We start from the raw sequence: 12841 nt of genomic DNA, 5'->3' as shown, positions 1-12841 counted from the left end.
CCGATGTCACCCGTGTGGAGCAATCACCGCACCCTGAGGATGCGGTACCCCACCCGACGGGGCACGCTCCCGGTGTCTGGAGGTACACGATGGGTTCATTGCGACTCACTCTCTGCACCGGAATCCTGGCCGTCGCCGCGTTCACTCCGGCGGCGTACGCGGCGGACGACACGGGCGTCTCGGTGACACCGGTGACCCCTGCCCCCGGCACCGACGTCACCCTCAAGGTGGCGGAGTGTGCCGAGCGGACGGCGCTCGCCGTGTCCTCGGCATTCGTCTCCGAGGTCCGGCTCACCGTCGCCGACGGCGTCCTCGTCGGCGAGAGCCGGGTCCGCTCCACGCTCACCGCGGGCACGTACCCCGTGTTGGTCAACTGCGGCGAGCGGGCCCGCCAGGGCACGATCAAGGTCGCCCCCGCCCGCGACCGGCCCTCCGGGACGGCCGAACCGTCGAAGCCGGAGGCCGCCGAGCCGACCGCCCACGCCTCGCCCGTCGCCCCCGTCGACGCGGGCGGTGGCGGCAGCACCCCGCTGGCCGCCGCCGACACCGGTACGGACGACGGCACAGGGACCGGTGCCGGCGAGGGCGGGCCGGGCGCCGCGCAGACGGTGACCGGACTGTTCCTCGTGGCAGTCGCCGCGGGAGCCGTCGTACGCGGTCGCGTACGACGGAGCCGCGGAACGACCGGCTGAGGCGGCCGCCCGTGTCCGATCACGACGAGATGCGACCGGGACGACCGGAGCACTTGGATCAACAGGGACAACCGGTACGGCCGGGGCGGCTGCTCACCGGTGTGGCCTGGGTGGTGCTGCTGCTCGTGCTCTGGCTGTGGGGCGGGGAAGGCCTCGACCTGCGCTTCGGCGGGTCGGGGGCCTCCACCGGTGACATGGCGGCCGCCGGCCGCCCGCCCCGGGCGGACCTTCCGCCCGCCCACCGCCCGCTGGGCGAGGCGCTGCCGCGGCGCCTCGACATACCCGGCCTGGACGTCCGGGCCCCGGTGGTCTCCCGCGGCCTGGACGAACGGGGCGCGCTGGATCCGCCCCCGTTCGACCGGCCCGACGTGGTCGGCTGGTACGCGGACGGGGTGGCGCCCGGAGCGTCCGGCACCGCGCTGGTGGTGGGGCACGTCGACACCGAGACCCGGCCCGCCGTGTTCTACAGGGTGAGCACGCTGAAGCCCGGCCAGAAGATCCGGGTGGTCCGCGAGGACGACAGGGTCGCCGAGTTCACGATCGAGGACGTCCAGGTCCTGGCCCGCGAAGGGTTCGACGCCCAGCAGGCCTACGGGCCGCGCCGCTCGGGCCGGGCCGAACTGCGCGTCATCACCTGCGGCGGCGCCTTCGACACGGCACGCGACCGCTACACGGCGAACGTGGTCGTCTCCGCCTACCTGACCGGCACCACAGCCTGAGCACCACCGCACCCCGGCCCCGGACGCAACCGTGCCCCCACCCCGAGCACCCCGGGCGCAACCGTGCCCCACTCCGGGCGTCTCGAGCGCCCTGAGCATCCCGTCCACCCGCCCCGGACGTGGCTCCGGGGCGGTCGACGCCGTCCCCGCTTCCGGTCGCTTTCCGTGATCGCCCCAGGTGACCTGTCACCGTACGACAGCTGTAACAGCTCGCGGACAAGAATGACTCGGCCTCGTGGCTGTCGCGGCGCGTATGTCAGGATTGGGATTCGGCACGCACGGAACAAGTGCACCCAAGGGGGGTTGGATGTACGGCAGCAGGGGGGCCCGGGCGTTCGCCGCGAGGCGGACGTCGGCAGCGGTACTCGGGGCGGCGTTGCTGATGACAGCGTGTTCCTCCTCCGGCGACGACGGGGACGGCTCGGACAGGACGGCCGGCGGGGAGATCACGCAGCAGCCCAAGGACGCGAACCCCTTCTGGGTCAACCCGGAGGGCACGGCCGCGCAGCAGATGGCCGATCTGAGGGCGGACGGGAAGAAGGCGGAGGCCGAGCAGATCCGCAAGATCGCGGAGCAGCCCGCCGCCGAGTGGATCAGCCCGGAGAACCCGGAGGAGCAGGCCCGCGGTTTCACCGAGGCGGCCGACAAGGCGGGCCGCACCGCGCTGCTCGTCCTCTACAACATCCCGCACCGCGACTGCGGCCAGTACTCGCAGGGCGGTGCCGCCGACGGCAACGCCTACCGCGCCTTCATCGACGGCGTGGCCAAGGGCATCGGGGACCGGGCGGCGACCGTGATCCTGGAGCCCGACGCGGTGCTCCACCTGGTCGACGGCTGCACGCCGGAGAAGTTCCACGAGGAGCGCTACGACGTCCTCAGCGGTGCCGTCGCCAAGCTCAAGAGCCTGAAGAACACCACGGTGTACCTGGACGCGGGCAACGCCGGCTGGGGCAACCCCGACCAGATCCACGAGCCGCTCAAGTGGGCGGGCATCGACCAGGCCGACGGCTTCTCGGTGAACGTGTCCAACTACTACTCCACCGAAGAGTCCATCGCCTACGGCAAGCAGCTCTCCGCCAAGGTCGGCGACAAGCCCTTCGTCGTAGACACCAGCCGCAACGGCAACGGCCCCTACACCGGGGGCGACGCGGAGGAGCGCTGGTGCAACCCGCCCGGCCGCGCCCTCGGCGAGACGCCGACGATCAAGACCGCGGACCCGCTGGTGGACGCGTACCTGTGGGTGAAGCGGCCCGGCGAGTCGGACGGCGAGTGCAAGGGCGGCCCGAAGGCCGGCGCGTGGTGGGAGGACTACGCGGTGAAGCTCGCCGAGGCCAGTGACTGACCTCGCACCGCCCATACAGCCCAGCACACACCGCGTACCGCACACCGCACACCGCACATCACGTACCGCACACCGCGTACACGCGTAGGGGGCGTCCTCCGTGACGGAGGACGCCCCCTACGCGTGTGCCCGTACGTGCCGGGCGCGGGCTGCCGGTCCGGTTACGGCACCTGCACCCACTGGGCCTTGCTCGGTGTCCCGTCCGCGGTGGTGGCGAACATCATGTACCAGCCCGCGTGGACCAGGTTCCGGCTCTCCGGCATGGTCACCGTCAGCTTGTCGCCGTCGGTCTCGAAGTCGAGGGCGACGGAACGCTGGTCCACGTCGGTGACGTGGGTCGAGGCGCTCGGCCGGATCAGCCGGACCTTCTTGATCGACGCGGCGTCCTTCGAGGTGAAGGTGCCGGACTCGCCGTGCTTGATGGTCTGCGGACCGCCCGCCAGGTCGGGCTGCGCGTTCTCGCCGTAGAGGTACGGCGGCGTGTAGATCTCGATGCGCTGCTCGAACGTGCCCGGCTTGGTGTTGGCCTTGTCGCCGTAGAGGGAGTCCGAACCGAAGAACATCACGCGGCCGTCGGGCAGCAGGATCGAGCCGGAGTGGTAGTTGCGGCCCACCAGCGGGTCGGCGACGCGCTTGAGGTCGTTCTTCGCCGTGTCGTAGATCCGCGCCTCGAGGATGTTGGAGTCGCCGCGCCCCCGGTAGTCCTCCGAGCCGCCCGAGATCAGCACGCTGTCGTCGGGCAGGACCGAGGCCTGCGGGTAGCGGGTGCCCTTGTCCATCGAGGGGCCGTCCTCGAAGCGCGGGCTGTCGGCCTTGAGGTCGACGATCCGGGTCTTCTCACTGGCCAGCGGGGATTCGCCGACCCCGCCGCCGCCGATCACCATGTACTTCTCGTCCTGCGCCGGGGGCAGCAGCACGGTGTTGGCCGTCTCCAGCATGTTGGCGTCGCTCATGCCGGGGACCTTGGTGAACTTGTTGGTCTCCACGTCCCAGATGCCCGGGTCGCGGCCCACGTCGTCGGGGCCGTAGCCGGCGTTCGCACCCGAGTAGAAGATCTTGCTGTTCTCCATGAGGAACAGCGCCGGGTAGGTCGGGAACTGACGGACCTTGTCCGTGTAGGTCCACTTCTTGGTCTCGGGGTCGTAGATCTCGTTCTTGCCCGGGACCAGCTGGCCGATGTCGTCGAGGCCGGAGACGCTGAGGATCTTGCCGTCGCTCAGGGTGGTGAGCGTCGGGTACCAGCGGGCCTCCTTCATCGGGTCGACCTTGATGTACTTCTCCGCCACCGGGTCGAACTCGAAGGCGTCGTCGATGCCCTGGAAGTCCTTCTTGTCCAGGGCGAGCTTCTCGGCGATGCCGTACGTGTTCTGCGCGTCCTCACCGCTGAGACCCTGCACGGTGTAGTTGTCCTGCGTGCCGGTCTGGTACTTGGCGCCTTCCTTCTGCGCCTCGACGTAGGTGCGGCCGTAGCCCGGGGTGTTGCCCAGGAACTCGCCGGTCTCCTTGTCGAAGTTCTTCTTGGCGCGCGGGACGAGCACCGGGTCCTTGGAGACGAACGTCTTGCCGTTCTCCTTGCCGACGAACTTGGTGCCCGCCGGCAGGGTGATCGGCTTGTCCGGGTTCTCGTTGTGGACGACCATCAGGCCGCCCGCCTTCGTCACGTCGCCCTTGAGCTTCTCGTACCGCTTGGTGCCGCCGGCGATCAGCAGGTTGCCGTTGGCGAGCTGGGTGTGGCCGGTGCAGAACAGGTCGCTCGGCGTCGGCACCTTCTTGATGGTCTTCTTGACCGGGTCCCAGATCCGCGTGTCGTACTGCTTGGCGTCGAAGTTGTCCTTGTTGTTGCCGGAACCCGCGACGAGCAGCACCTTGCCGGTGTGCAGCAGCGCCGCGTGAATGGTGTTCTGGCGGTACTTCTCCGGGAACTCGACGATCTCCCAGCGGCCGTTCTCCGCCTTGTACTCCGGCTTGTTGATCTTGTACTGGTGGTATTTCTCGGACCCTTCGCGGTACAGCCAGGGCCCGTTCATGCCGGCCAGCGCGAGTACCACCGCGGTGCCTATCGCGATCCGACGGGCGCGACGGCGGCCTGCACGGTCGTTCATTCCTTACGTCCCCCAAGTCCACCCAGGGCGATCTGCATCGTCTGGTCGTTGCCGGAGCTGTTCCCGGCATCTGTCGCTCCACCCGGTCCCGCCGGGCCGCCCTGCTCTTCCTGCCCCGCCGGTCCGCCGTGGGAGGCGGCCCAGCTGGGCCGGTCCTGCCGGCCGTGCGCGGCGTGCGGCTGCTGCTGGGCGTGCTGCCCGTACTGCTGAGCCTGAGCCTGGTACTGCTGCCCCTGATACGGACCAGGGGCCTGCGCCTGCTGCTGCACCCGCGGGAGCGTCTGCAGCTGCTGGGTCGCGGGCTCGTGGGCGAAGTCCTTCGGTGGGTCCGCCGCCGGCCGGTCGGCCGGGACCTGGCCCGCCGCATGGGCGCCGGGCGGCTTCTTCCTGTCCTGGCGCATACCGTGCCGCCAGACGAACATGGGTGCGGCCGTGATCAGCAGGGCGAACGTCGCCCAGATGATCATCGCCGGGTGCGCGTGCCCGTAGACGAAGCCGGCGGCGATGGAGCCACCGAAGATCAGGATGAAGTACCAGTGGTACCGGAAGGTGCCGAACCAGGTGTCCGGGCTGGCCGAGTCGCCCTTGGGCGTCACCACGAACTTGCTCTTGCGGCGCAGGGCGGAGTCGATCAGCGCCTTCGCGTAGAGCGGTGCCGACAGCGCGGACATGATCATGCCGGCCACGCCGCCGGAGCCCTCCGGCTCGTGCGGGGAGACGTTGTGGCGGCGGTTCCAGATGTAGAGGCCGATCTGGAGCGCGGAGGCGTTGCCGTAGAGCATCAGCCAGACCGCGGGGTCGATGTTCACACCCGAGGCGCCCAGGCCCAGGAACAGCGCACAGCTCAGTGCGGCCAGGATCCAGTTGAGGGCCGACATCGGGTAGAAGATGATCATCATGGTGTAGTTGAAGAGCTTGCTCGGCGGCAGCGAGTACCAGCCCTTCCAGTACTGCTTGAGGATCGTCTCGTACGTTCCCCTCGACCAGCGCATCTGCTGGGTGAAGAAGTCCGTCCAGGCGTTGGGGCCCTCACCGACCGCGAGCACGTCCGGGGTGTAGACCGAGCGCCACTTCCTGCCCGTCGCCGGGTTCTTGGCGCGGTGCATCTCGAAGCCGGTCGCCATGTCCTCGGTGATCGAGTCGTATAGGCCGCCGATCTGCTTGAGCGCCTTGATGCGCACAGCGTTGGACGTGCCGACGAACATGGGGGAGCCGTAGCGGTTGCCGGCCCGCTGGATGAGCGCGTGGAAGAGGAACTGCTGCGACTCGGCGGCCTTGGTGACGAAGTTGTCGTAGTTCCCGTAGACCTGCGGGCCGATGACGAAGCCGACGTTCGGGTCGCGGAAGAAGCCGAGCATCCGCTCCAGGTAGTTCGCCAGCGGAATGTGGTCGGTGTCCACCGAGGCGAAGAACTCGTAGTCGTCGCCGTGCGCGTCGAGCCAGGCGTTGTAGTTGCCGTGCTTGGTCTTGGCGCGGTGCGGGCCCTTGGCCTGGTTCCACTTCGCGACGCCCTTGCGGGAGAAGTGGTGCACACCGAGGCGCGCGCAGACCTCCTTCACCTCGGGGTCGTCGCCCTCGTCGAGCAGCCAGACGTGCATGGTGCCCCGGTGGCGGATCTTGACCGCGGCCTCCAGGGTCTTCGTCACCATCTCCAGCGGCTCCTTGCCGGGCACGAAGGAGGTGAGGAAGGCGACCCGGGTGCCGGTCTCGGGCACGACGGGGATCGGATCGCGGGCGACCAGCGTGGCGTGCGCGTTGGACAGCACGTTCATGCAGCGGAAGAGCTCGATCAGACCGATCGAGACGAGCATCACGACATCGAGGGCGGGCAGCCAGTCGAACGCCGAGTAGTCGCGCTCCGTCCAGTGCGCGGGCTGGAGCAGCCACACCAGCAGCACCACCGACAGCAGGGGGGCCGCGGCCAGCATCAGCGCGATGCGGATGCGGTGCGGCTCCTGCGAGATCAGCGAGCGGTACTGCACCGTGTACGGCTTGTTCGGATCGGGCTGGGTGAGGGGCCCCGCGAGCCGGCTGTAATGCTCGTAGTCGTATCTCGGCAGCGTCTTCTTGATCCGGCGGAAAGCGCCCGTGTTTCCGGTCCGGTGCGCAGGCACCCTGAGCTGGGTGGTCTGGGACGGGTCGTCGTCCCTTTGGGCGCCCGACGGCGTCGACGTCATGAGTGTCATCCCCCCACACACGGTCTCGCCGCGTGTTTCGTTGCTTCTTTCCGCCCGTGTCCGGTCCCCCTCGACCTTTCCGGGCGCGTCAATGGTGGATCGCTGTCACCACGGCACCCACACCATATAGACACGGCACAGCGCTCCCTGCGGTTGCGTGACGCGTCCCCCGCGGCATCACCCGGAGGGCGGGACGCCTTGTCCCGCACCGTCCGCAACCGGTCTTTCGCCCCCCAACAGCCGCGAATCCGCGGCATCGTGAAGGAACCAGGTTGGACGGGTTTCATCATGATCGCAAGGTGGGAAATCCGGTGCCCGCCGGTCATATGGTCCCATTGTGATTTCTGGGGGAGTCGCGTGGGGCTCATGTTCCATACGTGTGGCGAAGGGGAGGCGTTCAGCGGGTGCGAGGGGATTTCCGGCCAAAAGCTACGGGCCCCTCGATAACGAGGAGCCCGTGCTGTCGGTGCGCCGCCAGGGACTCGAACCCCGGACCCGCTGATTAAGAGTCAGCTGCTCTAACCAACTGAGCTAGCGGCGCTCGCTGACCCCGTAACTGTACCGGACCCCGCGAGGTGCTTCCGACCGCCCCGCGGGGCGGAGCTCCGGGTTCCGCCCGCCGCCGGCGCCCGTGCCGGCGCGCTTGCATCATTCGGACCGTCAGGATGCGTGCCCCGTGGGCGGTTGAGAAGCTGATCTTTATGCACAGACGTGACTTATTTCACCGGGCGTGTGAGCGGACATGTGGCCGGAACCGTGAGGGGGGTCGCATGGACCGCTCGGACGGCGGGGTGTGCGGGGAGCACATGGAGCGCATGGAGCGCATGGAGCACATGGAGCGCATGGAGTCCCCGGTGTTCGAGGAGTTCGACCCCGCGAGCGACTGCGGCTGCCCCGGCTGTGTTCACGGGCGGCGTGCGCTCGCGCCTCCCCGCCCGCCGGCCGTCCGTACAGCCGGTCGGCGAGCGGTGTTCCGCCCCCTCCTCGTGGCCGCCGCGGCGTCGGCGGTGATCGGCGCGTGCGCGGTCCCCGCCCTGGCCGCACCGCACACCGCCGTCCGGCCCGGCCTTCCCGGAGTCCCGGGCGCCCCCGCCGACGAGGGGCCCGCCACCCCGCAGGGGCCGAGGGGGCCGCTGTACGGCCCCGACGGCCGGACGACCGATCCCGCGGACCCCGGGGACCCCCCGCCCCCGTCGTCGGGCCGCGCGATCACCCGTGCGGACATCATCGAACGGGCCGAGAGATGGGTCGCTGCGAAGGTTCCGTACAGCGTGTCCGCGTACTGGTCCGACGGTTACCGGCAGGACTGCTCGGGCTTCGTCTCGATGGCGTGGAACCTGCCCGCGAACGAGTGGACCGGAAGCCTCGGACAGTACGCGCAGAAGATCACCAAGTCGGAACTCCAGCCGGGGGACATGCTGCTGTTCCACAACGCGGCCGACCCGCAGGGCGGCTCCCACGTCGCCCTCTTCGGCGGCTGGACGGACAGCACGCGCACCGCCTACGTCGCCTACGAGCAGACCCGCCCGAACACGCTCCGGCGATCCACCCCGTACGCCTACTGGAACAACTCCGCGGGCTACGTCCCGTACCGGTACCTGGGCGTGACCGCTTCCGCCCGCGGGGGAACCCTCATGGGCGGGCTGCCGGGCTCGCTGACCCAGGAGCTGCTGACGGCCGGCGGCGTGAAGACTGGAGGCAGGCATGACCCTGACCACTTCTGACGCCCTCCACGTCCCTGACCCTCCACGTTCCCCTGACGCCCTCCACGTCCCTGACCCTCCACGTTCCCCTGACGCCCTCCACGTCCCTGACCCTCCACGTTCCCCTGACGCCCTCCACGTCCCCGACCCTCCGCACCCCCCTGACGCCTGTCCTCCCGGCCCGCACACCCCTGGTTCCCGTACCCCCGGACCCGGGCGACCGGTCGGGGGCGAGCGCTTGGTGGCGGGGCGGTCCGGGCGGGTGATCCGCACCGAGTCCACCACCGAGATCCCCGTCCATCTGCTGTTCCGCGACGGCCCCGACCCGGCGCCCGCGCGGCCGCGTCCCGCGGTCGCCGGGAGCCGGCGGGGCGCGGGGGAGCAGCCGTGGTTCCGCCGCCCGGCCGCCGAGGCGTCCCGGTCGCCCGTGCCGCGGGTCGACCCCCACCTGGCGGAGCGGCCCGCCCGGGTGCTGCCCGGGGGTGCGGGGGTGCTCGCCGGGATGTGCGGGGCGGCCGGGTGCGTGGCCACGTCGTGGTGGGCGGGCGTCCTGCCGTCGGCGGTGACCGTCGCGCTCGGGCTTCCGGCGCAGGCGGGAGCGGCCGGCCTCGGGCCCGCGCAGTGGGCGGCGTACGCGGCGGCCGGGGCCCTCGGCCTGTTCGGGTTCGGCGGGCTGGCGCGCGGCCGGGCCGGGCGGGCCTGGGTGCTCGGTCTGTTCGGCCGCTACCGCGGGACCGTCCGGCGCACCGGCCTGCTGTGGGTGAACCCGCTGCTGCTGCGCCGCCGGGTCGACGTGCGGCTGCGCCACTGGCGCAGTGAGCCGATGCAGGCGGCCGACCGCGGTGGGGTGGCGTTGCGGGCGGTCGTCCTGGTCGTGTGGCGGGTGCGCGACACCGCGCGGGCCGCCCTGGGCGTCGAGGACCACGAGAGGTACGTGCGCGAGTGCGTCGAGGCGGCGCTGCTCCGGGTCCGGGTGGAGGCGCCGGGTGAGCCGAGCGGTACGGCGGGCACGGCGCAGGACGCGCTGACCCGGCTGGTCGCGGCGGACGCCGGCCCGGTGGGGATCGAGGTGTTCGCGGTGCGGCCGGTCCGGGTGGAGTACGCCCCCGAGGTGGCCGCCGCCATACACCGGCGCCTGATCGCCGAGCTGGACGCCCGGCAGCGGGCGAGCGCGCTCACCTCGGTCGTGGACTCGGTGGAGGACACGGTGACCCGGCTGACCCTGCGAGGCCTGGTGGACCTGGACGACTACGAGCGCAAGGTGCTGGTGAAGGACCTGACGGTGGCGTTCTGCGCGGGGCGGGGGGAGAGGGAGCCGTAGAACGTGCCGCGGCCGGGGCGGGCCGGGTGCGGGGAGGCGCCGAACGGGTTGGGTTATTGGTATGGACATGATCAAGCGGCAGCCCTAATCTGAGCCTTGGTCTAGACCTACCTGCACCAGCTCACCGAAACTCCCCCCACGTTCCCCAGGAGCGGCAGCATGCGCACACAGACCAAGCTGTACGCAGCCGCGGTGGGGCTGGCCACGACCGGAGCGCTCGTGCTCTCCTCCGGCGGTGCCAGCAGCCACGGCTACACCGATCTGCCCATCAGCAGGCAGAAGCTCTGCCAGAACGGCAGCGTCACCAACTGCGGTTCCATCCAGTGGGAGCCGCAGAGCGTCGAGGGCCCGAAGGGCTTCCCCGGCTCCGGCGCCGCCGACGGTCAGCTCTGTTCGGCCAACAACACGCGGTTCGCCCAGCTCGACAGCCCCAAGACGCCCTCGGGCGGCGCCTGGCCGACCACCAGGGTGTCGGGCGGCCAGAACTACACCTTCCGGTGGCAGTTCACGGCCATGCACGCCACCAGCGACTTCTCGTACTACATCACCAAGCCGGGCTGGAACCAGAACCACAATCTGGCCCGGTCCGACCTCAACCTCACCCCGTTCCTGAAGGTGCCCTACAACGGGCAGCGCCCGCCGCAGACGCTCTCGCACAGCGGCACGCTCCCGTCCGGGCTGAGCGGGCGCCACGTCATCCTCGCGGTGTGGTCGGTCGCCGACACGACCAACGCGTTCTACGCCTGCTCGGACGTCACCTTCTGACGCAGCTCCCCGGCGTCGCCCGTCCGGCACCGCACCTCGGCGCCGCACCCCGGCCGGGCACGACGAAGGGCCTCCCGCTTCCGCGAGAGGCCCTTCACTGTGCGCCGCCAGGGACTCGAACCCCGGACCCGCTGATTAAGAGTCAGCTGCTCTAACCAACTGAGCTAGCGGCGCATGACTCCCGCCGTCCGCTTCCGCAGTCGGCGACGCGGAAAATACTACCCGCTCCCGAGGGGTGCTTCCGACCGCGCGCCGGCCCGGTGCCTCCCGGCGCCCCGCCGCCTAGATCGTCAGCGACAGCAGCACCGGAGCCGCGTTGCGGTTGAGGGCGTCGGCGGCCTGGCGCAGGCGGTGGGCGTGCTCGACGGGCAGGGACAGGGCCAGGCAGCCCACCGAGGAGCCGGCGGTGACCGGGACGGCCGCGCAGACCGTGCCGATCGCGTACTCCTGGAGGTCGAGCACCGGCACCGTGGGCGGATGGGACGCCAGCCGGGAGAGCAGCACCTTGTCGCTGGTGATGGTGCGCGAGGTGAGCCGGACCGTCCGGTGCCGGGCGAGATGCTCGCGCCGGCCGTTGTGGTCCAGCTGGGCCAGCAGGCTCTTGCCGATGGCGGTGGCGTGGGCCGCGTCGCGGAAGTCCACCCACTCGTGGACCTTCGGGGCGGCCGGCCCGGCGGCGTACTGGGTGACCTTCACCTCGCCGTCCACGTACCGGCTCATGTAGACGGCGGCGCCGACACGGTCGCGGAGCCGGTCCAGGGTGCGCTGGAGTTTGCCGTGCAGCGCCGCTTCGTGTTCCTGGGCCGAGCCGAGGCGGGCGAAGGCCTCCCCGGCGACGTACGTGGCGTCGGCGCTCTGCTCCACGTAGGCCTCCCGGCGCAGCATCGACAGGAGCGTGGTCAGTCGCTCCGGGCCGAGGCCGGTCTCACGGGCGAGCTGGGTGTCGGTGACTCCGGTGGTGTGCCGCGCCACCGTGTCCAGGACGCGCAGGGCGTCCTGGACCGAGTGGTGCGGGGCGGTCGGCTTGTGCTTCAGCGCCACGGTTTCCCCCTGCGCTCGCTCATGGTGCCGCAATCCGGTCAGCGAATCCTCTCCACGATAGCCGTCAAGCGGCTTTCGGAGAGCGGGTGTTGACGAGATTGCGGCTCCCCCAACTGCGGTGCCGGTCCACGGGCATATGCCAAGGGGATGCCCCGGCGCGTGGACCTCGGGCGTTGCCCCGGAGGCCGCCCGCTCCGGAGACCGCCCGCCTTCCGACCTCGCCCCGCCGTCACAGGACCGCGCTGAGGAACTCCCGGGTCCGGTCGTGCTCGGGCTCGCTGAAGAGCTTCTCCGGCGGGGCCGACTCGATGATCCGGCCCTGGTCGAACATCAGGACACGGTCGGAGATGTCCCGGGCGAAATTCATCTCGTGGGTGACGCAGAGCATCGTGATGTCGGTGGAGCGGGCGATGTCCCGCAGGACGTCCAGGACACCCGCGACCAGCTCCGGGTCGAGCGCCGAGGTCACCTCGTCGAGGAGCAGGACCTGCGGCCGCATCGCCAGCGCCCGCGCGATCGCCACCCGCTGCTGCTGACCGCCGGACAGCTGCGCGGGATGCTTGTCGACGTGCTCGGTCAGCCCGACCATCTCGAGCAGCTCCCGCGCCCGGTCCTCGGCCTCGTCCTTGGACAGGCCGAGCACGGTGACCGGCGCCTCGGTGATGTTCCGCAGCACGGTCATGTTCGGGAACAGGTTGAAGTGCTGGAAGACCATCCCGATCTTCTTGCGGATCTCGCGGACCTGCTTCTCGGGCGCGGGGAACAGCTGCTCCCCGTCGACGGTGATCGTGCCCTCCTCGGGCTTCAGCAGCGTCATCAGCAGCCGCAGGATCGTCGTCTTTCCCGATCCGGACGGCCCGATCAGGGTGACGTGCTTGCCGGCGTCCACGGAGAAGTCCAGGTCGTCGAGGACCGTGTTGGTCCCGAACCGCTTGGTGACCTTCTCCAGCCGGATCAGCTCGTTGCCGGCGGCGCGGGC

At 70.5% G+C, this 12841-nt stretch carries 10 protein-coding genes and 2 tRNA genes; 6 read left to right on the top strand and 6 right to left on the bottom strand.

From position 1 onward, the window contains the following. Nucleotides 1–89 precede the first annotated feature (89 nt). The 3 genes from OHB56_RS16350 (at nucleotide 90) to OHB56_RS16340 (ending at nucleotide 2753) form a co-directional block, all read left to right on the top strand. Nucleotides 90–692: a hypothetical protein gene (locus OHB56_RS16350; RefSeq protein WP_406354063.1), complete on the top strand. Its 603-nt coding sequence runs from the start codon at nucleotides 90–92 to the stop codon at nucleotides 690–692. 29 nt (nucleotides 693–721) lie between these two features. Then, nucleotides 722–1411: a class F sortase gene (locus tag OHB56_RS16345; RefSeq protein WP_406359098.1), complete on the top strand. Its 690-nt coding sequence runs from the start codon at nucleotides 722–724 to the stop codon at nucleotides 1409–1411. A gap of 307 nt (nucleotides 1412–1718) precedes the next feature. Further along, nucleotides 1719–2753, top strand: coding sequence for a glycoside hydrolase family 6 protein (locus OHB56_RS16340; protein ID WP_406354061.1), 1035 nt, complete (start codon nucleotides 1719–1721; stop codon nucleotides 2751–2753). 161 nt (nucleotides 2754–2914) lie between these two features. Here the strand turns inward: OHB56_RS16340 and OHB56_RS16335 are convergent, their stop codons facing one another. From OHB56_RS16335 to OHB56_RS16325, 3 genes are all read right to left on the bottom strand, one after another. Beyond that, nucleotides 2915–4855, bottom strand: a complete 1941-nt coding sequence (locus tag OHB56_RS16335; protein WP_406354059.1) for a galactose oxidase-like domain-containing protein — start codon at nucleotides 4853–4855, stop codon at nucleotides 2915–2917. Then, nucleotides 4852–7032, bottom strand: coding sequence for a glycosyltransferase family 2 protein (locus OHB56_RS16330; RefSeq protein WP_406354057.1), 2181 nt, complete (start codon nucleotides 7030–7032; stop codon nucleotides 4852–4854). The genes OHB56_RS16335 and OHB56_RS16330 overlap by 4 nt, the downstream gene beginning before the upstream one ends. Nucleotides 7033–7499: 467 nt before the next feature. Further along, nucleotides 7500–7573: transfer RNA gene (locus OHB56_RS16325), tRNA-Lys, on the bottom strand. A 229-nt stretch (nucleotides 7574–7802) separates the two neighbouring features. Between OHB56_RS16325 and OHB56_RS16320 the strand changes: the two genes are divergently transcribed. From OHB56_RS16320 to OHB56_RS16310, 3 genes are all read left to right on the top strand, one after another. Then, nucleotides 7803–8756 carry an NlpC/P60 family protein gene (locus OHB56_RS16320; protein ID WP_406354056.1) on the top strand — a complete coding sequence of 318 codons (954 nt, stop codon included), beginning with the start codon at nucleotides 7803–7805 and terminating at the stop codon, nucleotides 8754–8756. Between the two features lie 217 nt (nucleotides 8757–8973). Beyond that, entirely contained in the window at nucleotides 8974–10056 is a 1083-nt protein-coding gene (locus OHB56_RS16315; protein WP_406354055.1) for an SPFH domain-containing protein, read from the top strand. Nucleotides 10057–10215: 159 nt separating this feature from the next. Further along, nucleotides 10216–10821: a lytic polysaccharide monooxygenase gene (locus OHB56_RS16310; protein ID WP_326752925.1), complete on the top strand. Its 606-nt coding sequence runs from the start codon at nucleotides 10216–10218 to the stop codon at nucleotides 10819–10821. A gap of 100 nt (nucleotides 10822–10921) precedes the next feature. On the opposite strand, the gene OHB56_RS16305 is transcribed toward OHB56_RS16310, so the two are convergent. The 3 genes from OHB56_RS16305 to ehuA all read right to left on the bottom strand — a co-directional run bounded on the left by OHB56_RS16305 (nucleotide 10922) and on the right by ehuA (nucleotide 12820). After that, nucleotides 10922–10995 (bottom strand) — tRNA-Lys (locus OHB56_RS16305). A gap of 108 nt (nucleotides 10996–11103) precedes the next feature. Beyond that, the gene (locus OHB56_RS16300) at nucleotides 11104–11862 is read right to left on the bottom strand and encodes an IclR family transcriptional regulator C-terminal domain-containing protein (protein ID WP_326752924.1); all 759 of its coding nucleotides are present in this window, start codon (nucleotides 11860–11862) and stop codon (nucleotides 11104–11106) included. Between the two features lie 229 nt (nucleotides 11863–12091). Beyond that, nucleotides 12092–12820, bottom strand: a complete 729-nt coding sequence (gene ehuA / locus OHB56_RS16295; RefSeq protein ID WP_326757009.1) for an ectoine/hydroxyectoine ABC transporter ATP-binding protein EhuA — start codon at nucleotides 12818–12820, stop codon at nucleotides 12092–12094. Nucleotides 12821–12841 lie beyond the last annotated feature (21 nt).

The organism is Streptomyces sp. NBC_01635, from assembly GCF_045209715.1.
GTDB classification, from domain to species: Bacteria; Actinomycetota; Actinomycetes; order Streptomycetales; family Streptomycetaceae; genus Streptomyces; species Streptomyces hirsutus.
This window is presented reverse-complemented; position numbering and strand designations above follow the sequence as displayed.